Here is a 23609-nt window from a genome sequence, read left to right on the forward strand (position 1 = left end):
AAGTGGTTATGGACATACAACAACGAACGGCCCAACATGGCCATCGGCGGCATAACGCCAAAACAGAAACTGGCTATGATAAGCATAGCCGCTTAAACGATTCTATTTATGCGGCCCTCTGAAAATGGGGGTATTACCGAATCATACTTAAACTATGAGAATTTTACGGTCTAATATGCGAACGATTAGCTTTTTTATAGCTAACTTTGAGAAAGAATTTCCTCGATTTCGGCCAATATCAATAACTTATAAAAACTGCCCAATTCCCGCCGGCTGTGCTTGGATGCATAACTTGAGAATTGTGACTCTGGTAATTCAATCGAAATAAGGACTGGATACGTGCAGAAAGCCGAGATTACTCTCTAACACTTCCGCATAGGACGAATAGAGCGGACGTCATTTTGGGTCGGCCAAAAGGGCAGGTCATGGCCCATATCAAACGTTGAAATTTTACTTTGAATTTGAATGATACTTCCAGTTTCGTAGTTCCGCTTCCTGTTGTTCGGTCAAACCCAGGGATTTTCCCTCTTGGAATGCATACTCCACCGAAGAGCCCAGATTCAAACGATAGGACGCCCACATCACTCCGAGTAATGCTGCCCTTGGCGTGTAGACCAGTAGCGGGCCGTTGTTGGCGTTGAGGACGGTCTGGTTAAACAGGGCAGATTGCTTTCGGCTCGGCATATCGCCTTCGATGGGGATATTGAAATACCGCATGCCGACTGCTTCGGTCTCGGCGCGGTGAAGAGCTGCCGTGGACGCAGGTGTCGCGAGATCGATAACGGAACGGAACCCGAAAATTTTAAATTCGCTTATGCGCGTGATCGGTTGACCGAAGGTCGCTAACAGATAGGGTATCGCCCAGCCCTGGAACGGCGATGCCATATCCCATTTTTCCAGGAAGCTTCATGGATTTAAGGTCGAGGGATTGTTCAACTGGACGGCCATCGGCGGCGATAATATCGTCGTCGCTTTGGGACATTTCACCGTCGCCCCACCAGCCACAGGCGTAGGCAGGGGTCTTCAGTGTTAAAAGGATGGAAAGTATTACAAGCCGGAGGGCAACCATCGGGCTATGCAGAAAGCCTGTCGCCCTCCTTTGCCTCGATCATCAGATCTTTCAGAGTCTCTTTTTCGAGTTCGATAAAGTCTTTTGTCACTTCAGAAAATTGTTTGTAAAAGGGCAGACCGGTTTTTTCGATGACGTCATTACAGAAATTGGAAACCCATTTTGAAAGATGCTCGTCATAAAATCGTTTTTGGATATTCAGAATATTTTGGCCCAGTTCATGCTCCTGGTTTGTCCATGCTTCTGCCTCCTTAAGGAGTAACTGTTGCATGAACTCAAGCTCTGCACTGATGTGATCAGGCATTCCGCCAAAGGCATCATTGACTTTCAAACCGGCCGCCTCCATGAATTTTTTCACTTCGACTGTCTGTTCCCCCCACAAGGCTTTCTTCTCTCCAAATCTCGCATCCGTATGCATCGATTCATGTGGAGAAATATGAGAACTTGGTCCAATGAAAAGTCTCGTATATTCAATGGCCAAGTTCTCATTAAGTTGGTCTTGGGGAGTACTCTCAAACATCTCATCCAGTGAGAGGTTGAGCGCAGTCAGGGCATCGGAACATTCCGGTTCCCTGAGCTTTGACAGGAGAGCGTCAGATGGCGCCTCCCGGAAGACATCGGCCAGAAGGCCATACACATTGGCTCGCGCCGTTGCCATTTGGACCATGTCATTCCGAGGGGTATCCATTTTCATTTCTCCTTAATTTTAGAACTTAGGCCTTTTGGACCTGAACAACCGTATCCATCCAGCGCTGCGCTCCACTAATCGGATCAGAGCTGTTTGGAATGATTGCATTAGGGTGAACGCCATGTTTGTTCCACGTCATATTTTTGGCGTCGGGATCGCTGGAACTTCCCACACTGCCAGGGTTACTTTTTCCTGATCCATAGATGCCCGAGAACTTCCTGCCAAAATGATGGGAAATGGCTATGACTCCGGGGATAATTCCCTCGGTCACATAGGCGGTCGTCGTGATTTCTCCGACAGTGCTTTTCACCTTGATCGCATCGCCATCCTTGATGCCACGTTCTGTGGCGGTTTTGGAATTGATCCAGGCCGGGTTGTCGTGCTTGATCTCGGACAGCCACTTACATTGTGACGTACGGGAGTGCGTGTGTACGGCAACCTTGTAGGTGGTCAGGATCATGTCGTCCTTGGCCATAGCCTCGTGTTCAGGTGTTGGTGTATAGGTCGGGAACGGAGGAAGCCCCGCGCCCTTGAAGTTGTCGGAATAGAAATCAAGAAGACCCGACTTGACGAACTTCGTGTTCGGCGGATAAGCCTTACGCGGAGTCCCTTCAATGTCCTGGGCGACGTAGGCATTTTTGGCGCCTTTGGTTTCAAGGTATTTGGCGTTGCTGCCAACTCCGGCTTTCTTATGATTCCAGTAGACGCCGGTATCCTTGTCGAGAATGACGCCGTCGCCGGAAACATCGACCTTCGCCTCATAGAACCCGTAATTGGGTTTGCCATTCGGATCATGCCAGACACCGTGTTTTACCATGTAATCAAAACCACCGGCTTCCTTGACGCCCGGGGTCATATCACAGGTTTGTTTGACGAAGTCCTTCTTGCTCGAATAGACAAGCTCGAAGCCAAGCCTCTTGGCCAGTTCCGGCCATACATCACCCTGGCATCTCGCTTCGCCTAAAGGCTTGACGAGAGGTTGACGAATGTAGTTCTCGCCGATCTGAGAGGCATCAACCATATCTTCCCAATCCCATCGCTCAAGATAGGTTACGTCTGGCAAGATGATGTCAGCATACTGCGAGGACTCGTCGTAGGAGATTGTCGAAGTAATCAGGAAGGGCATAATGCTTTCGTCCTTCATGATTTCGTGAGCCTCGTTATTGTTACCGTTAATGTAGGTCGGGTTGTAGCAACTCCACCAATACACACTGGGCCGACCATTTTGGCCATCCTTGATCAATGGAAGAATGGACTGGCTGACATGATGGGTTGGAAAGGCTGCTTCGCCGGGGAAACCGTCCTTAAGGTGCAAGCCCTTTTGAACCTTCGCCGGGGTCGACGATGGTGCACTCCAACTGCCACCGACACCCATGACACGGCCACCGGCTGTATCCAGGTTGTTGGTGATGGCTGCAAGCAACATTGCGGCACGTTCCTGATCGGCACCGTGATGGTGCATGACCGTACCACGGTAGGTCACCAAACAGGCTGACTTTGCCTTGGCGAAACCACGAGCGATTTCAGTGATCTTGGCAGCCGGAACGCCACTTTTCTTGGAAGCGAACTCAGGCGTATACTTAGCCACTCGTTCCTTAACAGCAGCAATCTTCTGATCCGTCGTCGCATGATGGTCAGGCGTTACCCGCATATACTTGAAGTGATCTTTACGGAATAAACCTTCGTTCATAATGACGTTGATCATCGACAGCATTACCAGGCCATCAAAACCGGGCTGGATTGGAACCCATTCGGTCGACTTGGCGGCGGTGTTCGAAAGCCTGACATCGAAGGTGTAAAGTGGCACCCCACGATCAACCATGGCCCTGATCAGACGCTGTGAAGTCGGGATATGGTTGGTGTGGGTTTCGAACTGGTTGGATCCAAAGTTAACCACGAAGTCTGTTTTGTCGTAATCCCAGTTGTCATACATGCCACCCCAAAGACTTTCCTGACCGACCCACTTACCGCCTTCACAAACGGATGTGTGGTTGCCGATGGTCTTGGTGCCGTATGCCGAAAGGAAGTCGCCGGTAACGGCCCACTGAGAAGCCTTATGACGACCGTAGGCATACATAAACTGCTCTGGCTTGCCGGCATCACGTAGGGGTTTCAATTTGCTGGCGATGATATCCAGGGCTTCGTCCCATGAAATCCTTTTCCATTTGTGCTCGCCACGTTTGCCAACACGCTGCAATGGATAAAGGATGCGATCCGGGAAATAGACCTGGTTAACACCGGCCTGGCCCTTGGCGCACAGCTTGCCGAGAGTCCTGATTGAGTCCGGATGGCCTTCGAGTTTCTTAAGCTTGCCATCTTCGACATACCCAATCATCGCATCACGGGTCACACAACCCCAACAAGCGGTCGGGATTGCTTTTCGTTCCGTACCTGTAACGGGCGAGAAATCACGCCCGCCATTTTTGAATGTTACATTTCCGGCCAAAGCCTTTTTTGGTTTTCCGACACCCGTCGCAAGTGCTGCTCCGCTGGCACCAGCAAGTGTCATAAAGTTTCGACGATTTAACTTTTTCATTTTCATCTTCCTTAATCTGGTTGCTGGTTCCTATGGGATCACATCTACGTAGTGGTCCAATTTGCCCTTCTCGCGCTTGGTGTAGAGCTTCTCCAACATGTTATCCGGGTCGATATAGAAAACTTGCGGATCAGTCCCTTCCTTGGGAAGCAGGACTTTCTTGGCAAGGTTATGTTCCTTGACCAGCTTGGCGACTTCGCTGTTCGGGTCGTTTAGATCGCCAAAGATTCGGGCGCGACCCTGACAGGTGTTTACGCACGAAGGGTCAATACCGTTGGCAACCCTTTCCTTGCACATGTCGCACTTGTCGGCGGCCTGCTTTTCAGGCTTCTTGCCAGCCTTAACAAACGGATTGAACGAACGCACACCGTAAGGGCAGGCATCAATGCACTTGCCGCAGCCGATACACAGTTCCGATTCGATCAGAACCAGGCCATCCGGGCGTTTGTAGGTAGCACCGCCACGATAGCGGATCTTGCCTCCATCCGGCGTTTTGAAGGTAAGGCGTTCGCCGGGAAATTCAGGGCAAGCCTTGACGCAAGGCGGAACACCGTCTTCCTTGTTACCCTCGCAGTGATTGCACATGATCGGCAGGAAGCCCTTCTTGACTTTGGGGAAGGTACCATAAGTCTTTTCCTGAATGACGGTCCTGAAGCGCCCCAGGGAGACATCATTTTCAGATTTACAGGCGACCGTGCAGGCCCTGCAGCCAACACACTTTCGTAAATCCATAACCATCGCCCAGCGGGGTGCTGTACCAGCGGCTTCGGCGACTTGCGTGCCTGTGGCAATAACGGCTGCTCCAGCAACTGAAACACCAGCGCCTTTCAGAACTTCCCGGCGTCCGACCTTTGGTTTGTCTATATTATTCATCGTCTCCATCTCCTTTTCATCGTGCCTTCCTCCGTTAGATTTCAATACGTGTTAAGTTCGCTTGAGGTCTTGAGCCCCTTGTTTTTCCTTAGCCACCGTCATTCAGCAGATCGATGGTGTCTTCGAAATTGATGAACGCTTCATCCAGTATGGTGATCGCGTATTTCTTGTTGTGCACTCCGTTGCCAATGCGAACGATTTCCAGGAATTTCTGTCCAGCCGCTATCATCTCCCTGGCTTCGGCTATGGTGTTTGAATCGAAACCTTTCTGAATGGCTTGTTCGAGAGCTTCCTGTGCTTCCAGTTCCAACTCCTGAGCACCCTTAACTTCATTGCCGACCTGCTTGCGCCAATCAGAAAGCATTTTTTTATGCTCAGGGGTGTGGCAGGCAGCACATGTTTCAGGCGCACCGGTGCGAACCGCATGTCCCTTGTTCAGATCTTTCTTCAGGTGACAGCCCATGCAATTGGTATTGACCTTGAACATCAGGTGGGGTGTGGCACGAATGCCGTCGGTAACCGGAATACCCGCCAAGAGCATTTTTTGATACTTGTGCTGATCCTGATGGCACAAGGTGCAATCCTCGCGTACGAAGTCCAGATGGTCGGTACGGTTTTTATGTTCAATAACGCTGTGGCAGTCGAAGCAATCGGCACGCGATGAGGCGATATGTTGACCATGCATCAGTTTGCCATCAGTGGCCTTGGACAGCAGTTCATCGTTACGGTTATGACAGGTTAGACAGCCGTTCGAGACAACGTTCCCGGTGTTGACTTCTCCATGACCCTTGACGATCTCATAATGGCAACCTTCGCAAGCGACACCGGCCTCCTTGATGGTCTGATGGGTGATCGCCTTGACCTTGGAATCTTCTGCACTGAGTTGGCCCTGCAGGGACTTGGTCGGGATTTCGTGACAGGTTTCACACTTTGAGGCGCCCTGGTTGAAATCGATGGCGGGTCTCTGACGGAAACTGATTTCCTGAACCGCCTTTTCGCCAATCGTCACTTCTTCCATGACCGCCTGTTCCAGGGTGGGCTTTTCGAGTTTCAGGTGACACAGAAAGCAAATATCTTTCGGAACCTCGAAATGCTTTTCCGCCGTTACCTTGAAATGACAGGTTTCACAGGAAAGCCCCTGCTGCCCTTTAAGTGCCTTATCCTCAAAGTGAGCCTTGTGCTTGAAGCGGACTTTTTTAGTGAATTTGATTTCTTTGTCCTGTATTTTCTCCTTCGAATGGCACCCTGACCGTAAACAGGACTCATCATTCACTACAGGACGGATCGGCAAGGGCATGTTGGCGTCGTAAAGGCTCGCGCTCAGGTGACGCAATCCTCGAAACTTTTCCTTCATCGAATTCTCTTCGCCGGGAAGGATATGGCAATCGACACAACCTGCTTCTTGGGATTTCTCGTTGTTGCTGGCGAAGTGTTTGTCTTTCTTCCAGGCGGTGAACTGCTCAGTCATTGCATGGCAGGAACCACCGCAGAACGATGACTGTTTGAAGTAGGTGGCCTGAGCGAACCAACCGCCAGTTAACAATATAATAAGGACCACGGCACTGGCGGCTACTGTTCCCCCGGTGATCGAAAAACCGACTTTCAAGTCGCGAACCCCTTAATCCTGTAAATGCAACGGCCTTTTCCCGGCTCATGAAAAAAACAAGCCGAAATACCATTTTTTTTCTATGGTCTATAAAGCAGGTTCTGTGCCAGAATCGCTAATATGCTGATTTAATTAAATAATTTCCCAAAAAGAGCATTGCGCCTGTGGATAGCTTTTCGATTTCGTTACCTGGAGGTAACATCGGGGTATGCACGGTAACGAGCCCGGAATTCGTATAGTGATTCAATGAGTTGATGTGTGTGTTTTTAAGAGTTCCACGTTACCAATTGGTAACATCAGGTGGAAAGCTGAAGCCATGAATGATGCAGAACTTGCTGATTTTGACGTCTCGCAGATTTGCGAAATATCCATAATAGGTAGATAATTATTAGGCTAGTAGAGAACGCACATGATTATTTCAAACAGCTATCTTTACTGGGCGGGGTAAAGAGTTCTCCTCAGCTTGGCAAGAACTTGTCCGAAAGGGGGTTTCCGTGAGGAAAAACTGGGCGGCCTTTCTTTGCTTTTCCATTTTCCTGTATGCCAGCACAGTAAACGGTGCCCGTGCCGATGACCTTGAGGTGGCCCGGAGCGATGTCCCCATCCGTTTTGGCCTGACCGCTGTTGTTGTGCGCGAAAACTTAAGATTTCTTGATCAATGGGCTTATTACCTGAGTAAAAAAATGGGCCAGCCTGTCGAGTTCGTCCGTCGCCGGTCGTATCGCGAAGTCATGGATATGCTGAAATCCGGCAGCCTGGATTTTGCCTGGATTTGCGGGTTTCCATATGTTCAAAACCGAGATCCTGAATTTATCAAAATGCTCTCGGTGCCTGTATATAAAGGCAGCCCACTTTATCATTCGTTCATCATCGTTCCCAAGGATAGCCCTTATCAGTCTCTGGATGATTTGAAGGGGAAGACTTTTGCCTATTCAGACCCGGAATCAAATTCCGGATATCTGTACCCGCAATATCTTCTTGCCCAAAAAGGCACCAACAAAGAGTCTTTCTTTCGACAGACGTTTTTCACCTTCAACCATGCCGAAACAGTGGAAGCGGTGGCCGAGCAATTCGCCGATGGCGGCGCTGTTGATTCCTATATTTGGGAATACCTGCAAGAGTTTCGTCCCGAACTGGCAGAGAAAACCCGCGTGATCAATCAATCCCCGGTATTTGGGTTCCCGCCACTCGTTTCACGCCTGGGCGTTGACCTTGAAACGGTCTGGCGAATGAAAAGAGTCATCAAGGGAATGGACGAAGATCCCGATGGGCGCAAATTCCTGAATGGCCTTAAATTAGATAGTTTTGGGGAATCCCCCGACAGCATCTTTAAAAATATTCGTGAAATGGCTCAAAAAATTCGCACCGGAAATCCCCTGGATGGCTCTACTGCATCAAACGAAAATGCCAATACGATCAAAAGGCAATAAAGTTGTTTAGCTCCCTCCATAAAGGATTGTCCGTTAAATTTGCGCTGACAATTACAGCCGTTGTTGCCGGTGTCGCATTTACAATTGGTGCCGTCATTGTGACGCTGGATTGGCAACGTTTCCATCGGGAGTTGGAAAATCGCGCTCTTTTGCTTGCCCATTCAATTGCTGTAACAGCGCCTGAGGATATTCTGCAAAGCGATTTTTGGTCGCTATACAAAAGTCTAAAAATTATGGCCAATAAAGTTCCGGGCGGTACGCAGGACACACATATCCTGACCGGAATGATACTGGACACCGACGGAATTGTTCTTGCTCACCTGGATCCAAACAATAACCCACTGGGCATACCGCCAGTTCATTCCAGCGAGATTGAAACGCAACTGTTCGCACAGGCAAGAGAGGTACGCACCCCAACCATCCTGAATAGTGGTGTTGGTAATGGCGGGTTTTTGGAAGGTGTAGCACCAATTTATTCTGACGAGAAATTACTCGGTATTGTTCGGGTTAGATTATCAAAAAGAGAACTCTATCTAAAGGCCCAGCGATCTACCTTTATTATTATTGGCTTAACCCTTGCCCTTGTCGCTCTGGGCAGTTTGTTGGGAACGGCCATTTCCAGAAGAATTACCATGCCGCTTTCCGCCATGACAGAGGGCATGGAAGCTGTTGGACGAGGGGAATTTTCCAACATAAAACCAATACCGGTTGGCAATGATGATGAGTTGGGAATTCTGGCCTCGGCGTTTAACAAGATGGCAAAGGAAATGGCCGAGAAAAAATCCCTGGAAGAACAAATCGCCGTCAGCGAGAAACTGGTAGCTCTTGGCCGGATCAGCGCTGGCGTTGCCCACGAGGTCAACAATCCGCTGGCCGGTCTGATGAATTGTATCGACACCCTGAAAAAACATCCTGAGGACCCTGAACTGGTTGAACGCTACCTCCCCCTTCTTGATAAGGGTTTGAATCGAATAAAAAATATTGTTGAAAGCCTTCTTGTTGAACTTCGCATCGAAGAGGCTCACAGCACCGACAGTTCCTCTTCCCTGGATGACCTGCGCGACATTGTCGAATCCGAAATCAATGGTCGAGATATCGATTTTGTCTGGGACAATCACTTAGGCACCGAAGTCATGATCAACAAACGCAGGGTGCAGCAAATTGTTCTCAATCTTTTGAAAAATTCCATTCAGGCGCTTCATGATAAAGGGACGGTGGTTTTCAGAACATTTCAGGATGGAAATTGCATCATCCTTGAGGTGAGCGACAATGGACCGGGCATTCCCCCCGAAAACAGAAAGCAGCTTTTCGATCCGTTTTTTACAACCAAGAAAAATGGCACCGGGCTTGGGCTATGGATTGTTTACCGGCTCGTAGAAAGCATGCGCGGCGTAATTGAAGTTGAGAGTGAGGTGGGCAACGGAACGCAGTTCCAGGTTACTTTACCGGCGATGGAAGTGAGCACATAAAGGCAATGCCAAAAGTACCGAACTCTCAAGTATTACAAGAGACTGAATTATCAGATTTGTGCGTCCTGATTGTCGAAGATGACGAAATCATGCGGCTTTCACTGGAGGACAGGTTGCGCCTTGAAGGTATCCCCGTCAGGGTTGCCTTTGATCTAGCCAGCGCCCAGATCCAACTCCTGAAGGGTGATGTCGATATGGTTGTTTCGGACATTCGCCTGCCTGACGGTTCCGGGGCGGATTTATTTCACGAAATCTCGCAACACTATCCCGGCATTCCCGTCATTTTGATGACGGCCTTTGGCGATGTTGCTGACGCTGTCGCTTTGGTCAAGGCGGGCGCCCTGGATTATCTGGCCAAGCCTTTCGATTTGCAGGAATTCATCGAGAAAATCCAGCGCAACCTTTCCCGGATTCAGGATCAAAACCTGTCAGCTGACTCTCTTGGACTGAATGGTGAAACATTTCGTCCCGGCAGTGGAATGCTGGGAAAAAGCACCTCAATGCGCCGTATCGAACGGCTTATCGCAAGGCTTGCAGGCGTTGACAGTTCTGTCCTGATCACCGGGGAATCCGGTGTCGGCAAGGAAGTGGTGGCGTCGCTTCTGCACCACAACAGCCGCCGGGCCGACAAGCCTTTTATCAAAGTCAATTGTGCAGCACTGCCGCAGAACCTTGTCGAGAGTGAGTTGTTCGGTCACGAAAAGGGGGCCTTCACCGGCGCAACCCAGCGTCATATAGGGCGTTTTGAGCAGGCCAATACGGGTACTATTTTCCTCGATGAGATTGCTGAAATCCCGCCCGAAACCCAGGTCAAGTTGCTGAGGGTCTTACAGGAACAGGTCGTTGACCGGGTCGGTGGCACCGAGCCTGTACCACTTGATGTTCGCATCATTGCCGCAACCCAGGTGGAACTGGACGAAGCCGTCAAGGATAGTCGGTTCCGTGCGGATCTGTATTGGCGGCTTAACGTTATCAACGTTCATATCCCTGCATTACGCGACCGACGCACCGACATTCTGTTCCTGGCCCGCATGTTCGTCGAACGTCATGCCAATGAAATGGGTGTGCCGCAGAAAAAACTTTCTGCCGAAGCCGAAGCCAAACTTCTGTTAATGCCGTTCCCCGGTAATGTGCGGGAACTTCTAAACATTCTCGAACGAGCCGTAGCCTTAAGTGATGGCACACGCATTATGGCTCATGACCTGATGTCTTTGGACGAGGATCATGAGGAACATACGTCTTCTCATACCCTAAGAGAATCCGTTGAAAGCGCAGAACGTCAGGCGATTCATCAAGCTCTGGTCCAATGCGGCTGGGTTATCGGCCAAGCAGCCGATGACTTGGGAATTTCTCGTAAAAATCTGTGGGAAAAAATGAAGCGATACGGCATTGAAAAGGAATGACCCCAGTTCCATGGAAGAACCCGCGAATGTCTGTTCTTGGCTAAGACCGGCGGTTACCGACGACACTAATTCACTTCTGCTATGTGCAGGTGAATCTGACATCACATTCTCATTTTACGGTTCCAGAAAGAGACACTTTCTCACCTAATGTGACATGCTATTCGCAAGATATGGTTCAATACTGCGTTTAAGCCGTTATAGGCACGTTGCTGGAATTCTCGCTTTATGTGTCAAACCACACGTGCTTTTGCCGTCGCAAGGTCGTAGGCGACCTGCAGGTTGAGCCAGAATCGGGCCGAAGTGTTGAAGTATGCGCCTAGCCTGAGAGCGGTGTCGGCCGTGACGCCCCGTTTTCCCGAGATGATTTCGGCCATGCGGCTCTGGGGCACGTCGAGAGCGCGGGCCAAAGCCGAAACGGGGACGCTTATCTCCGCCAATTCCTAGACCAGAACCTCGCCGAGATGGACGGGAGGCAATTTGATCTCGTCAATGGTAATCGGTGATTTCGACTTCATGGGCCTCTCCTTTTTCGAAGGTGAAACAGATCCGCCACAGTCATTGGATTAACTCGAGATTACCTATTGAGGCATGGGTCAATGCGCCACGAGACAATCACTAAAAAACACGAATATCCAGGAAATCATTTCCAGAATATTCTTTTCTCGATCAGTTGTTTATAGTCTTATGATTTTATTGTTGAATTTTAAATTTTCACAATTCTCGTTTGTCGCACTCAATTTGAGAATTCGCATTTAAAGTGCGTCGTTTCGCAATTAAAGTGATTTCCGATAGTAGGCCCAGCTTTCCGATCAGAAAGCCAATCAACAGCATCTTGGTAGATAAAAAAACAGCCCTGAACACGAAGCTCAGGGCTGTTAATATTTGGCTGGGGCGGCAGGGATCGAACCTGCGAATGACGGCATCAAAAGCCGTTGCCTTACCACTTGGCCACGCCCCATCATGTTAATGACTGGCGCAGAACATAAGGCCAATCAGACAAAGCCGCAAGACCCCAGAAGCTGCCCTTTTGATATTAATTCAGGCGATTGATATCGGCTTCCAATGAGCCCGCCCGGACCCACCAGTCCGGTCGATCCTGCGACATCTTAATGGTCGCGGCTGCGGCTTCGCCGGGGTCCGCAAACAAGCCAAAACACGTCGCCCCGCTGCCGCTCATGCGGGCCATAAGCGCCCCGGCACAGCCTTCAAGTTCAGCCAATACCTGGCCAATCACCGGTTCCATCTGCATGGCTGCCGGGGCCAGGTCATTACCACGGGTTTTAAGAATAGCGACCAATTCAGCCAGGTCCCCAGGTGCATAATCAAAGCGACCCGGTGCAGAATCCGGTGCATCCATTTGCGCCCGTTCCGTAAAGACCGCCGGCGTAGAAAGCGCACATCCAGGGTTGACCAGCACCAGCGCGGCCGTTGGCAGAGCCGGGGCCGGTGTCAAATCTTCACCGATACCGCCCATAAAAACAGCCCGCCCATTCAGACAAACCGGCACGTCAGCCCCCAACCTCAGGGCCAGTTCATGTAATTCCTGCGGGTCGGGTTTGATATCCCACAACCGCATGAGGCCCTTTAAAGTAGCCGCCGCGTCCGCTGATCCACCGCCAATACCCGATGCAGGCGGCAAGCGTTTGGTCAGAATTATTTGGGCGCCACCGTTTGTCCCCGCCATGTCGGCCAAGGCCCGGGCCGCCTGTAAAACCAGATTGTCCGACACGGCTTCCAGTTCAGAGGCAAAAGGCCCTTCTATTTCCAGACTCAAATCATCGGCAGGACTAAACTTAAGAGAATCCTGAATACCGACGAAGACGGCCAGACTGTCCAGATTGTGAAAACCGTCATCCCTGCTGCCGGTAACGTGCAGATACAGGTTGATCTTGGCCGGAGCGGTGATCGTAAAGGAGCGAGGGGTGGTCATTCCGGCCTAGAGATCCGGCAGGCCATCGACCTTTTTGGCCTCGACCTGAATACGCAATTCGTCATCCGGGTTCAGGGTCAACGCCCTTTCCCACTGGAATCGGGCTTCGGTTTTACGACCGACCCGCCAGTATGCATCACCAAGATGATCATTGAGAACCGGATCTTCGGGGGTCAATTCCACGGCGCGTTCCATTTCCTTGACCGAGTCGGCGAATTCACCCAGACGGAAATGGGCCCAACCCAGGGAGTCGATAATATAACCGTCACTGGGCCGCAAGTTGACGGCACGGCGGATCATGTCCTTGGCCTCATCGAGATTTTTCCCCTGATCAACCCAGGAATAACCGAGATAATTCAAAACGAAAGGCTGTTCTGGCTCAAATTCGAGAGCTTTAAGAAAATCGGCTTCTGCGCGGTCCCAGTGTTTGGAGCGCTCCAGAACGATGCCACGGGCATAAAGCAAGGGCCAATGATGACGCTCCGGCGTGCCAATCCGCTCGAACGCCCTATCGTACGCGACCACGGCCTCGGCAAAGCGCTTGTGGGCGCGCAGGGTATCACCGAGGCGGGTTAGCGGGTCAGCCAGGGTTGGTTCCTCATCGGCCAGGGCGTTGAGGGCATCAATGGCTTCCTGGGTGCGATCCAGATCATCGAGATTTTCAGCTGCCCGCAGTCGCGCTGGCCAGGAATAGGGTGATGCCAGGTCGATGGCGTTATAGACGCCGTTGGCGCTCAACAGTTGATCGTCCATTTGCAGGATATTGCCAAGCAGGATCTGCATAACCGGAAAATCCGGCCGCAAGTGGAGGCCCAGGCGGGCAAAAATCAATGCCGTCTCACTGGCATTTTGCTGGGAAAGCGTCGTCGCGATGCCAAAGAAACCTTCCGCCGCGCCCTCTTTTGCGCTGCTGATAAGCGGCGTTACCGGGGCGCCCGATTCCAGTTTTTTCAAGGCATGACGGGCAATCGGCGAACTTGGATTGGATTTGCTGAAATTCCTGTACAACAACTCAGCCTTGGCATTCTCGCCCATGCGCCTGAACAGATTGCCAAGTAACTGGATAACCCGTAGCGAAACGCCGCCTTGTTCCTTGATTTCATCCTGATAGGTTTTGACCGCCTCATCATGCTGACCCTTGAAATCCAGAATCATGGCCTTGTGAAGATAGTAAAGCGGTTTCGATCCATCTTTCAAAAGGGGCTCAAGATGAACCGTCGCCTGAGTCGCCGACTGGCCTTGAGAAACCGAACTCCAGGCGGCCAAAAGCGGCGCCATGAAACCGTTCAAGCCGCCACCGGGCAAAGCCTCGATTGTTTTTACCGCATCTTCAAAACGACCATTATTGAAATCGTCAACAATGATCGTCAGGCTGGCGATAGGGCTGACGGCATTTTTCTTAATGACTTTGCGGGCCAACGGCACGGCTTCGGCGATCCGCCCTTCACTGGCCAACAGGACGAAGGCGCGACGGACAAGGTCAGGTATGTCGGGGGACAGTTCGATGGACCTGGTCAGGAATTTTACCGCCTCGGGCATGTCGCGAACGGCCTGGGCATGACGACCGGAAAGGAAATTCCCCGAAAGCGACTCCCCGCCAGTGATGGTGGGCCCGCTGATATCTTTGGTATGGTCTAAATCCAGGTTGTCCGATGCACATGCTGCGGGCAGCAGCAGCGCCAGCAACGCGACGGCAAGGGGCCTGGAAAATCTGCAATGACGTATCAAGGTTTTAAGTCTCTATGGTTTGTGGCGTTTAAGAATACCGGAGTGTAACCGAGGCCGTCGCTGCCGCCAAATAGTTACATATTGGGATAATTCGGGCCGCCGCCACCTTCGGGAACGACCCAGTTGATATTCTGGGTTGGGTCCTTGATGTCGCAGGTCTTGCAGTGAACACAATTCTGGGAATTGATTTGCAAAACCATCGCGTCATTTTCCTCAACAAATTCATAAACACCGGCCGGGCAGAAGCGCTGTTCAGGACCATCAAAATCGGCGAGATTGACCGTTACCGGCACCGCAGCGTCTTTCAGGGTCAAATGGCAGGGTTCATCCTCGCGGTGATTGGTGTTTGAAATAAACACCGAACTCAGTTTGTCAAAGGTCAGGACACCGTCGGGCTTGGGGTAATCGATGGGTTTTGCCTGATCTTTCTTGACCAGGGTTTTGTTGTCGATATGGCCGTGTTTGAAAGTCCAGGGGGCGCGGCCAAAAAGCAGCATCTGGTCGATGCCGGTGTAGATCGAGCCCAGCATCAGGCCCCACTTGAACGATGGGCGAACATTTCGGGCCACATACAGTTCCTTGTGAACCCATGAGGCGTTGAAGGCAACACCGTAACTGATAAGTTCCGGCACTGGTTGCTCTTCGGCGAGGGCCGCAAACGCCGCTTCGGCGGCTAACATGGCCGACTTCATGGCCGTATGGGTACCTTTGATCTTTGGTGTGTTGAGGGTACCCGCATCGTCACCAACCAGAACACCGCCGGGGAATGTCAGCTTTGGCAGACACTGATATCCACCTTCGTTAAGGGCCCGCGCACCATAAGAAATACGCCGCCCGCCAGCAAAGGTGTCGCGTATTTTCGGATGTGTCTTGAAGCGCTGGAATTCATCAAACGGGCTCAGGTAAGGATTTTTATAATCCAGGCCGACTACGAAGCCAACGGCAACCTGATTGTCTTCCATATGATACATAAACGAACCACCATAGGTGTGGGAATCAAGGGGCCAGCCTGCCGTATGAACGACCAGACCCGGTTTATGGTTGGCCGGGTCGACTTCCCACAACTCCTTGATGCCGATGCCGTGGGTCTGGGGTTCGGCGTCGAGGCCCAGGTCAAATTTTTCTTTCAACTCCTTGCCCAGATGTCCACGGCAGCCTTCGGCAAAGAAGGTGTACCTGGCATGCAGTTCCATGCCGGGTTCGTGATTGGGACCGGGCGTGCCGTCAGCACCGAGTCCCATATCACCGGTGGCGATGCCTTTGACGGAACCATCCTCGTGGTAAAGAACCTCTGCCGCGGCGAAGCCAGGATAGACTTCCACCTCCAGCGCCTCGGCCTGCTCGGCCAGCCAGCGACAGAAGTTGCCAAGGCTGATGATGTAGTTGCCGTGATTTTTCATGGCCGGGGGCAGGAACAGTTTTGGCGTCGCAATGGACCCGGTTTCACTAAGAAACAGAATTTTCTCATCGCTAACCGGGGTGTTAAGCGGCGCCCCCTTTTCTTTCCAGTCGGGGATCAACTCATCAAGCGCGCGGGTTTCCAGAACCGCGCCCGAGAGGATGTGAGCACCAATTTCCGAGCCTTTCTCGACAACGCAAACGCTAACCTCGCGGTCTTGTTCAGCCGCCAACTGACGCAGCCTGATCGCAGCCGACAACCCGGCTGGTCCACCGCCGACGATGACCACATCAAATTCCATTGATTCGCGTTCCATGAAAGACCTCCTTTAGTCTTTGTAAACCCTACGCCCGCCATTAAAAACCCGGCAAGCGACAAAATGTAACCGGGGAACGACCCTCATTGAAAGGTTCAATATTGCAATAAAGTCATCTAGAGCATGTTTAGAGCATACGGTATCACTGAGATTACTTTTCCTGCTTGTCGGCTAGAAGAGGGTGCGTGGGCGATGCGGTGCATCGTCAAGCATTCTCGACGCTGTCCGACGAGCCGGAAGCCGCGTCTCAGTGGTTCCGTATGCTCTAAATATGCTCTAGTCTTGGCTTCATGAGCGAAAACCTTTCAACAATGGAAATTTTGCGCTGGCAACTTGACGCCGGGGTTGATGAAACCATCGGTGATGAGCCGCTCAATCACTTCGCCCCGCCACCCCAACCCGAAGCGCCAACGGCGGTCAAAACACTGCAAAAACAGGCCCCTGTGCCGCCCCCTGTTCAGGCCAGCGCCGAAAACATTCTTCATGACGCCTGCGCCATCGCCGCCAGCGCCACAACAATCGAAGAACTGAAAGCGGCAGTCGCCGGTTTCGATGGTTGCGCGTTGAAAAAAACCGCGACAAATCTTGTTTTCGGCGATGGCAATCCTAGGGCCAAGATTGTTTTGATCGGCGAGGGACCGGGTGCCGAAGAAGATCGCCAGGGCACCCCCTTCGTCGGCCCCAGCGGTCAGTTACTTGATAAAATGCTGGCTTCTATCGGCCTTGACCGGGACAGCGTTTATATCTCCAACACCGTATTCTGGCGGCCACCGGGTAACCGAACACCGACGGCAGGGGAAACTGGCCTTTGCCTACCCTTCGTCGAACGCCTGATGGAACTGATTGATCCTGAAATCCTGATTACCCTGGGTGGACCTGCGGCCAAGGCGATGCTGGCCGAAACTGCCGGCATCGGCCGCCTGCGCGGCAAGTGGTACACGTATTCAACGCCTAAATTATCCCGTCCCGTTCAGGCAACAGCGTTGTTCCACCCGGCCTATCTGTTGCGCTCGCCCGACCACAAGCGCGAAGCCTGGCACGATCTTCTGATGATCAGGGACAAACTTGATCAAATCTCTTGATTTTTCGTTGATGTGTCGCCCAGACGGGCAAAAATGATCCCTGAAAAATAACCGATCAAAACCCAGAAGACGCCGCCCAGAACAATCGACAGGGCGCTGAAACGGGCAGCCATTTCGGCTGGCACCAAGCTCCCACCGATCACAGGGGGAGCCCCCCAAAGATGTGGCAGGGCCAAAAGAGCAAGCCCTAATGCCTTAAAAACAAGGGCTTTTCCATAAACCAGACAGGCAAGCCCGGCGGCACTGAGGACGACCGTGCCAATCCACCAGATCTGCGCTGCCTGCTCATCAGGTGCGGCCAGACCGGGAACCCCCGGCGGCAACCCCAGGGCCGGACTCAGGGTAAAGACGGCAAAACCCGCAAGTCCCCAGATGACCCCGCGCGCGCCGTCCACCGGAACCCTTTCAAAAGTCAGCCCGACGATCAGCAACAACGAAAAACCGACGGCGGCGCCAAAATTCGCCAACAGGGTATAGAGCATCCGCTCCATGCCTTCTGCCGGCATCCACTCGCTTTGCGAATGGTCGTGTTCTGTCGTGGTGGTGTGATCGTGATTGGGCTCTGCAACTTCAAATGTTTCAGCCTCAAGGATCAGGGGCATCGTCGTCACCGACTGCAACGCCGTGATCAGGACAGCTGAAAGCAAGCCGGCGGCTAACGCCGCGGCAAATACTCTAAAAACCATGGGGGTATTCCTGGCCGGTTAGTGGCAGGGAAAGGCCAGGGTGTGACGGGTATCATGGGCCGCATTATGGACCGGGGTCGAATAGGCGAACCCGACACTAAATAGAATAACAGCGCCAAAAATAAGAGCAAGGACACGGGCCTTGACGGTTTCGTCGATGACGACTGTTACGGCGGGAGCCGCGGTGGTTTTTGTCTGCATTCGTCTTCTCCTTTGCTATCTCACCCGATAGCTTTCGAGTTTTAGTTCCTGTGTGGCAGGTATTCTGGCTTAGGCGCGAACGCCTTTCACAGTTGCGGGGGCAGCCACGGCATCGGCTCCTTGATAGGTAAACCAACCGTATTCCCTGTTCGTCCCGAAGGCTTTGCCCATACGGGAACCACACACTGTCTTGTTGCTACAGCACTATCGCGGCGGCGGCAAGAAAGAATAACAATTGAACACCGAATTTGCTATAAACCCTTATATTTATTAATGACTTTGATAAGGCAAGCACGTGGCAATCGAAATTCGCAGACTGATCGTCAACAAGGACGAACTGAAGCAAATTAGTAATGATTTTATTGCTTCGGGCGAGTCTGACGGGCCGACAGGCATCGTTGTGGACCTGAAAGTTATCAAGAAAGATCCGATCTCGTTCCTCGTCCAAATCAAAACTTCCGATGATCAGCAGACCCCCTTTTCCCTCGATGAGGGCCAGCTCGTCCTGGCATTTATCCGCTATTGCGCGACCAAAAAAATCCCTGTTTCAAGAAGCGCCACGAAAACGGTCAACTTCACAGACAAGGACATGATCGCCTTTGATATGCTCTTGCAGTCGACGATCTAGAGCATGTCCGGGTTATTTTGAATCATGCTGATGGGACAGATCGGTTTGCTCTAGGCTATCAGGCCGTCGTCACGCAAAGCCTTCAGTTGCTTTTCGCTTAAACCCAGCAATTCCCCCAGCACCTCATCCGTATGCTGGCCCAATGTCGGCGGTGCGTGCCGGTAGCTGACCGGTGTTTCGGACAGATTGATCGGATTGCCGATTAAATCGACGGTGCCAGCAGCGGCTGTTTCGTGTGGCACCGAAATTTTCATCTGCCGCTCTTTGATCTGCGGATCATCGAAGACCTGGGCGATGTCATTGACCGGACTGGCTGGAACACCAATGGCTTCCAGTCCGTCCATCCAATACTGGCGTGGCTTGGTTTTGATGACCGGTTTGATGATCGCAATCAGCGCCTCGCGGTTGGCGATGCGGGCCGAATTTGTCTTGAAGTGAGGATCTTCGGCAATACCTGCGAACCCGCAGAACCGGCTGAACTGGGCGTCGTTTCCGACCGCCAGAATCAACGGATCGTCGGCGGTTTCAAACAACTGATAGGGCACGATATTGGGATGAGCGCTACCACGACGCTGGGGGACGATTCCCGATGTCAGATAATTCAGCCCTTCATTGGCCAGCCACGCGACCTGGGTGTCGAGCAGGGCCAGATCAATATACTGGCCTTTGCCGGTCAGGTCGCGATGGCGAACGGCGGCAAGGATGGAAACGGCGGCGTACATGCCGCACATGATATCGGAAATGCCGACCCCGACTTTCATGGGCGGCCCGTCAGGCTCGCCGGTAATGCTCATAATGCCGCCCAACCCTTGCGCCAGATAATCGTAACCGGCGCGCGGTGCGTAGGGACCGGTTTGGCCAAAACCGGTGATCGAGCAAAATATCAGGCCGGGGAATTCGTCCTTCAAATCATCATAAGAAAGACCGAATTTGGCCAATCCACCGACTTTAAAGTTTTCGACCAGAATGTCGCACTGGCCAATCAGGCGACGCACCAGTTGCTGGCCTTCGTGCCTGCCCAGGTCAACACCGACCGAGCGTTTGTTACGGTTGGAGCTTAAATAATAGGCGCTCTCGTCGGTATCGCCGCCGCTTTTATCCTTGATATAAGGAGGTCCCCATTTACGGGTGTCATCACCGGCGCCGGGACGTTCGATCTTGATGATGTCGGCGCCCAGATCGCCCAGCAGCTGGGTGCTGGTCGGACCGGCCAGAATGCGTGTCAGATCAAGAACCCGAAGGTCGGAAAGCGCACCACCGTTTGATTGGGGAGGTTTATCAGTCATGCTGGTGAAGCTATCGCGGGCCAGCCCTCGGGACAACTCGAAAAATAACAAATACTGGAGCGGATGAGGGGAATCGAACCCCCGTCGTAAGCTTGGGAAGCTTCTGCTCTGCCATTGAGCTACATCCGCTTACGGGCAATCATAGCGCTGCGGGTCCTGTCCCCCGAAGAGAAATTTGCCAAGCGTACACGTTATTGTTATTTGGAATGATCTTCGCGGGACGTTAAAAAGACCACGACTGTCTATAAAGAGCCGAAAGCCTTGAGGAACCGATGCCCGATACTGTCATGAATACCCCTGCCAGCCTTGATCCGGGCAAGTTCATAAACCCTGATATTACGGCAAAAGGCGACAAGCGCGCCGTCGTCGCCCTGACCCATCTGAAAACCCTGTGGTTCAATACGGGCAGTCTGTGCAATATCGCCTGCCAGAATTGTTATATGGACTCGACCCCGACAAATGATTCCCTGGCCTATCTTTCGGTCGCCGATGTCGAGAATTACCTGCAGGAAATCGAGCAGGAAAATCTGCCCGTCGAGGAAATCGCCTTTACCGGCGGCGAGCCTTTCATGAACAAGGCGCTGATCCCTATGCTCAGGATGTCCCTTGATAAGGGCTACCGTGTGCTGGTGCTGACCAACGCCATGAAGCCCCTGCATCATCGTTTCGACGATCTGCTGGACCTCAAAGGGCGATTTGACGACAAGCTGGCGATCCGTGTTTCCATCGACCACTACAGCCGGGACAAGCACGAAGCCATTCGTGGGGAAAATACCTGGACGCCCATGCTGAGGGGTCTTAAATGGCTGGCCGAAAACGCCTTTAATATGACCATTGCCGGACGCACCTGCTGGAACGAAGGCGACGGTATGGCCCGGGCCAGCTACGCCGCCCTTTTCAAAGCCCAAAACATTCCGGTAAACGCCAGTGATCCGTCAGCTCTTGTGTTATTCCCTGAAATGGACAACACCCTGGACGTTCCCGAAATCACCACCCACTGCTGGGATATTCTGGGCGTTGCCCCCGAAACCATGATGTGCGCGACCTCTCGTATGGTTATCAAACGCAAGGGCGGGGTGGGACCGCTGGTCGTTCCCTGTACCCTGCTTCCCTATGATCCGACATTCGAGCTTGGTCAGGACCTTGGCGGCTCATCAAAAACCGTGCAGTTGAACCATCCCCACTGCGCCCGCTTTTGTGTTCTCGGCGGCGCCTCGTGCAGTGGCTGACACGGCTGTTCAGGATCTAGGCTGCTTTGATACGCCGGTACTGGTTTTCGGCGGCCCTTACAGCAATCTACAGGCAACCACGGCCCTGCTTAAGGAAGCGCGATCCCGCGGCATCGCCCCTGAAAACATCATCTGCACCGGCGATGTGGTCGCTTACTGCGGGGATGCCAACGAGACCGTTGATGTCATCCGCACGGCGGGTATTCACGTTGTCATGGGTAACTGTGAAGAATCACTGGGACTCAACATGGCTGATTGCGGTTGCGGTTTTGAAGAAGGCAGCGCTTGCGATCTGCTGTCCGTAAAGTGGTTTGCCCACGCCAACAACAGCCTCGATGATGACGCCAAAAAGTGGATGGCGGCCCTGCCCCGGCGTTTAACCTTTTCCATGAACGGCCGCCGTATGACCGTTATCCACGGCAGCGCAGATGAAATCAGCCGTTTTATTTTCAGCTCCACACCGCTTGAAGACAAGCGTCGCCAGATTGATGAGTTGGGCGTCGATGGTGTTATTGGCGGCCATTGCGGTTTGCCGTTCAACACGGATGTGGATGGGCGCATCTGGCACAATCCCGGCGTTATCGGTATGCCTGCCAACGACGCCACAGCGCGGACATGGTTCTCGATCCTGAGCCCAACCCCTGCTGGCATCGACTTTACCGCCCATGCCCTTAACTATGATCACCAGGGGGCGGCGCAAAGTATGGGCCGGGCGAACCTGCCCCAGGCCTACGCCGAAACCCTCACCAGTGGCCTGTGGCCAAACATGGATGTCCTGCCCGCGCCCGAACGGGCCCTGAAAGGCAAAGCCCTGGCGGCGGACTGTTATTTCTGGTCAAAAGACTAGAAATATCCATTTTTGCTCCCATTTATAGAAGAACGAACGTCCAACAATGCCTGTGGAGGCCCCGTGAATACCCCGAATACAGAATTGACCGGCGCATACGCCCGGACCACCAGAGAGATTACCGTCAGTGTCGATCCGATCTTCCTTGATGATGAGTCTGATCCCGATACAGGTCTCTTTTTCTGGGCCTATCACGTTATCATCAGAAACAACGGCGAGGAGACTGTAAAAGTCGTCTCACGCCACTGGCGCATCACCAACGCCCAGGGAGCCCTGCAAGAAGTTCGCGGCGAGGGCGTTGTCGGCGAACAACCGGTTCTTGGCCCCGGAGACGCATTTGAATACACCAGCGGCACCCCTTTATCGACACCCTCGGGAATCATGGGTGGCAGTTATCAGGTAACATCAAGTGGCGGTGACGCTTTCGAGATCGACATACCGACATTCTCGCTGGACAGCCCCTATGAAGGCCGAACGGTAAATTAGGGTTTTCTTTTTTTCCCTTGATTTAAAGAACCGTTGAACCCACATTTCCTGCACATATCAATTTTGGATAAAACCATGAGCAGCAACGAAAAACTCAGTCTGATTAAAGACGCCGATGCCCGGCCAAGCCGTGATGAGGCAGAAGACGCCGTGCGCACGCTTTTACGCTGGGCCGGGGACGACCCGTCACGTGAAGGGCTGCTTGATACCCCCGCCAGGGTTGTCCGTTCCTACGAGGAGTTTTTTGCAGGCTACGACGTTGACCCCACAGAGTTGCTCAAACGCACTTTCGAGGAAACCGACGGCTACGACGAGATGGTGCTTCTGAAGGATATCCGTTTTGAATCCCATTGCGAACACCACATGGCCCCGATTATCGGCAAGGTTCATATCGCCTACCTGCCTAAATCCCGGGTCATTGGCATCTCAAAACTGGCCCGGCTGGTTGAATTGTACGCCAAGCGTTTGACCATTCAGGAAAAAATGACGTCGCAAATCGCCAATGCCTTAAACGATATATTGCAACCCGAAGGGGTCGCCGTGGTCATTGAAGCGGCCCACCAGTGCATGACAACGCGGGGTGTTCATAAGCCCGGCGTTTCCATGGTCACCTCTAGAATGCTTGGTGCATTCCGTGACAATCCTTCAACCCGTCGCGAGTTCCTGTCCATGGTCGGCACCCCGACCACCGGCGAAGGCGGGCTGGTTTAAAAGCCA

Annotated in this window: 19 protein-coding genes, 2 tRNA genes, 2 pseudogenes and 1 riboswitch; of the genes and pseudogenes, 9 read left to right on the forward strand and 14 right to left on the reverse strand. The window is 52.4% G+C overall.

Translation table 11 applies throughout. The annotated features are described in order from the left end of the window. Positions 1-450 precede the first annotated feature (450 nt). The 5 genes and pseudogenes from HOL66_16245 to HOL66_16265 form a co-directional block, all read right to left on the reverse strand. A complete protein-coding gene (locus HOL66_16245; protein MBT5245786.1) occupies positions 451-885 on the reverse strand; it encodes a hypothetical protein in 435 nt (144 codons plus the stop codon). A gap of 188 nt (positions 886-1073) precedes the next feature. Then, entirely contained in the window at positions 1074-1763 is a 690-nt protein-coding gene (locus HOL66_16250; GenBank protein MBT5245787.1) for a molecular chaperone TorD family protein, read from the reverse strand. 19 nt (positions 1764-1782) lie between these two features. After that, complete coding sequence (locus HOL66_16255) at positions 1783-4293, reverse strand: molybdopterin-dependent oxidoreductase (GenBank protein ID MBT5245788.1); 2511 nt, start codon at positions 4291-4293, stop codon at positions 1783-1785. Positions 4294-4323: 30 nt separating this feature from the next. Beyond that, positions 4324-5166 carry a 4Fe-4S dicluster domain-containing protein gene (locus HOL66_16260; protein ID MBT5245789.1) on the reverse strand — a complete coding sequence of 281 codons (843 nt, stop codon included), beginning with the start codon at positions 5164-5166 and terminating at the stop codon, positions 4324-4326. Positions 5167-5254: 88 nt separating this feature from the next. After that, positions 5255-6667 (reverse strand): annotated as a pseudogene (locus HOL66_16265) (cytochrome C). 641 nt (positions 6668-7308) lie between these two features. Between HOL66_16265 and phnD the strand changes: the two are divergent. The 3 genes from phnD to HOL66_16280 are packed head-to-tail and all read left to right on the forward strand — an operon-like array spanning position 7309 to position 11074. Then, a complete protein-coding gene (gene phnD, locus HOL66_16270; GenBank protein MBT5245790.1) occupies positions 7309-8202 on the forward strand; it encodes a phosphate/phosphite/phosphonate ABC transporter substrate-binding protein in 894 nt (297 codons plus the stop codon). A 2-nt stretch (positions 8203-8204) separates the two neighbouring features. Then, the gene (locus HOL66_16275; GenBank protein MBT5245791.1) at positions 8205-9671 is read left to right on the forward strand and encodes a HAMP domain-containing protein; all 1467 of its coding nucleotides are present in this window, start codon (positions 8205-8207) and stop codon (positions 9669-9671) included. A gap of 5 nt (positions 9672-9676) precedes the next feature. After that, complete coding sequence (locus tag HOL66_16280; protein MBT5245792.1) at positions 9677-11074, forward strand: sigma-54-dependent Fis family transcriptional regulator; 1398 nt, start codon at positions 9677-9679, stop codon at positions 11072-11074. 230 nt (positions 11075-11304) lie between these two features. Here HOL66_16280 and HOL66_16285 read toward each other — a convergent pair. The 5 genes and pseudogenes from HOL66_16285 to HOL66_16305 all read right to left on the reverse strand — a co-directional run bounded on the left by HOL66_16285 (position 11305) and on the right by HOL66_16305 (position 16447). After that, positions 11305-11589 (reverse strand): annotated as a pseudogene (locus HOL66_16285) (HigA family addiction module antidote protein). 368 nt (positions 11590-11957) lie between these two features. Then, a tRNA-Gln gene (locus HOL66_16290) sits at positions 11958-12032 on the reverse strand. Positions 12033-12107: 75 nt separating this feature from the next. After that, the gene (locus tag HOL66_16295; GenBank protein MBT5245793.1) at positions 12108-13004 is read right to left on the reverse strand and encodes a 4-(cytidine 5'-diphospho)-2-C-methyl-D-erythritol kinase; all 897 of its coding nucleotides are present in this window, start codon (positions 13002-13004) and stop codon (positions 12108-12110) included. A 6-nt stretch (positions 13005-13010) separates the two neighbouring features. After that, positions 13011-14732: a tetratricopeptide repeat protein gene (locus HOL66_16300; GenBank protein ID MBT5245794.1), complete on the reverse strand. Its 1722-nt coding sequence runs from the start codon at positions 14730-14732 to the stop codon at positions 13011-13013. 74 nt (positions 14733-14806) lie between these two features. Then, the gene (locus HOL66_16305) at positions 14807-16447 is read right to left on the reverse strand and encodes an electron transfer flavoprotein-ubiquinone oxidoreductase (GenBank protein MBT5245795.1); all 1641 of its coding nucleotides are present in this window, start codon (positions 16445-16447) and stop codon (positions 14807-14809) included. 290 nt (positions 16448-16737) lie between these two features. Here HOL66_16305 and HOL66_16310 point away from each other — a divergent pair, with 290 nt between their 5' ends. Beyond that, positions 16738-17529 (forward strand): uracil-DNA glycosylase, encoded by a 792-nt coding sequence (locus HOL66_16310; GenBank protein MBT5245796.1) that lies wholly within the window; start codon positions 16738-16740, stop codon positions 17527-17529. On the opposite strand, the gene HOL66_16315 is transcribed toward HOL66_16310, so the two are convergent. Both HOL66_16315 and HOL66_16320 read right to left on the reverse strand, forming a co-directional pair. Continuing rightward, positions 17517-18215 (reverse strand): cobalt transporter, encoded by a 699-nt coding sequence (locus tag HOL66_16315; GenBank protein ID MBT5245797.1) that lies wholly within the window; start codon positions 18213-18215, stop codon positions 17517-17519. The two genes, HOL66_16310 and HOL66_16315, sit on opposite strands and share 13 nt — an antisense overlap. 18 nt (positions 18216-18233) lie before the next feature. Then, a complete protein-coding gene (locus tag HOL66_16320) occupies positions 18234-18416 on the reverse strand; it encodes a CbtB-domain containing protein (protein MBT5245798.1) in 183 nt (60 codons plus the stop codon). Positions 18417-18452: 36 nt separating this feature from the next. After that, positions 18453-18614: riboswitch (cobalamin riboswitch) on the reverse strand. Positions 18615-18711: 97 nt separating this feature from the next. On the opposite strand from HOL66_16320, the gene HOL66_16325 reads away from it, so the two are divergent. Continuing rightward, complete coding sequence (locus HOL66_16325) at positions 18712-19044, forward strand: hypothetical protein (protein ID MBT5245799.1); 333 nt, start codon at positions 18712-18714, stop codon at positions 19042-19044. 50 nt (positions 19045-19094) lie between these two features. Here HOL66_16325 and HOL66_16330 read toward each other — a convergent pair whose 3' ends face one another. Both HOL66_16330 and HOL66_16335 read right to left on the reverse strand, forming a co-directional pair. Beyond that, positions 19095-20330 carry a CoA transferase gene (locus tag HOL66_16330; GenBank protein ID MBT5245800.1) on the reverse strand — a complete coding sequence of 412 codons (1236 nt, stop codon included), beginning with the start codon at positions 20328-20330 and terminating at the stop codon, positions 19095-19097. Between the two features lie 55 nt (positions 20331-20385). Next, a tRNA-Gly gene (locus HOL66_16335) sits at positions 20386-20459 on the reverse strand. A 143-nt stretch (positions 20460-20602) separates the two neighbouring features. On the opposite strand from HOL66_16335, the gene HOL66_16340 reads away from it, so the two are divergent. The 4 genes from HOL66_16340 (at position 20603) to folE (ending at position 23603) form a co-directional block, all read left to right on the forward strand. Further along, a complete protein-coding gene (locus HOL66_16340; protein MBT5245801.1) occupies positions 20603-21559 on the forward strand; it encodes a radical SAM protein in 957 nt (318 codons plus the stop codon). After that, complete coding sequence (locus HOL66_16345; GenBank protein MBT5245802.1) at positions 21552-22406, forward strand: metallophosphoesterase; 855 nt, start codon at positions 21552-21554, stop codon at positions 22404-22406. The genes HOL66_16340 and HOL66_16345 overlap by 8 nt, the downstream gene beginning before the upstream one ends. An 84-nt stretch (positions 22407-22490) precedes the next feature. Next, positions 22491-22892, forward strand: coding sequence for a Co2+/Mg2+ efflux protein ApaG (apaG, locus tag HOL66_16350; GenBank protein MBT5245803.1), 402 nt, complete (start codon positions 22491-22493; stop codon positions 22890-22892). A 75-nt stretch (positions 22893-22967) separates the two neighbouring features. Next, positions 22968-23603, forward strand: coding sequence for a GTP cyclohydrolase I FolE (gene folE, locus HOL66_16355; GenBank protein MBT5245804.1), 636 nt, complete (start codon positions 22968-22970; stop codon positions 23601-23603). Positions 23604-23609: the final 6 nt, after the last annotated feature.

This window comes from Rhodospirillaceae bacterium, assembly GCA_018662005.1.
Classification (GTDB): domain Bacteria; phylum Pseudomonadota; class Alphaproteobacteria; order Rhodospirillales; family JABHCV01; genus JACNJU01.

Bases quoted from the DNA above. Each gene is read 5' to 3' on its own strand.
- HOL66_16245 (MBT5245786.1), bottom strand. From the start codon at position 885: ATGGCATCGCCGTTCCAGGGCTGGGCGATACCCTATCTGTTAGCGACC.
- HOL66_16250 (MBT5245787.1), bottom strand. From the start codon at position 1,763: ATGAAAATGGATACCCCTCGGAATGACATGGTCCAAATGGCAACGGCG.
- HOL66_16255 (MBT5245788.1), bottom strand. From the start codon at position 4,293: ATGAAAAAGTTAAATCGTCGAAACTTTATGACACTTGCTGGTGCCAGC.
- HOL66_16260 (MBT5245789.1), bottom strand. From the start codon at position 5,166: ATGAATAATATAGACAAACCAAAGGTCGGACGCCGGGAAGTTCTGAAA.
- HOL66_16280 (MBT5245792.1), top strand. From the start codon at position 9,677: ATGCCAAAAGTACCGAACTCTCAAGTATTACAAGAGACTGAATTATCA.
- HOL66_16295 (MBT5245793.1), bottom strand. From the start codon at position 13,004: ATGACCACCCCTCGCTCCTTTACGATCACCGCTCCGGCCAAGATCAAC.
- HOL66_16305 (MBT5245795.1), bottom strand. From the start codon at position 16,447: ATGGAACGCGAATCAATGGAATTTGATGTGGTCATCGTCGGCGGTGGA.
- HOL66_16310 (MBT5245796.1), top strand. From the start codon at position 16,738: ATGAGCGAAAACCTTTCAACAATGGAAATTTTGCGCTGGCAACTTGAC.
- HOL66_16315 (MBT5245797.1), bottom strand. From the start codon at position 18,215: ATGGTTTTTAGAGTATTTGCCGCGGCGTTAGCCGCCGGCTTGCTTTCA.
- HOL66_16320 (MBT5245798.1), bottom strand. From the start codon at position 18,416: ATGCAGACAAAAACCACCGCGGCTCCCGCCGTAACAGTCGTCATCGAC.
- HOL66_16330 (MBT5245800.1), bottom strand. From the start codon at position 20,330: ATGACTGATAAACCTCCCCAATCAAACGGTGGTGCGCTTTCCGACCTT.
- HOL66_16340 (MBT5245801.1), top strand. From the start codon at position 20,603: ATGCCCGATACTGTCATGAATACCCCTGCCAGCCTTGATCCGGGCAAG.
- folE (MBT5245804.1), top strand. From the start codon at position 22,968: ATGAGCAGCAACGAAAAACTCAGTCTGATTAAAGACGCCGATGCCCGG.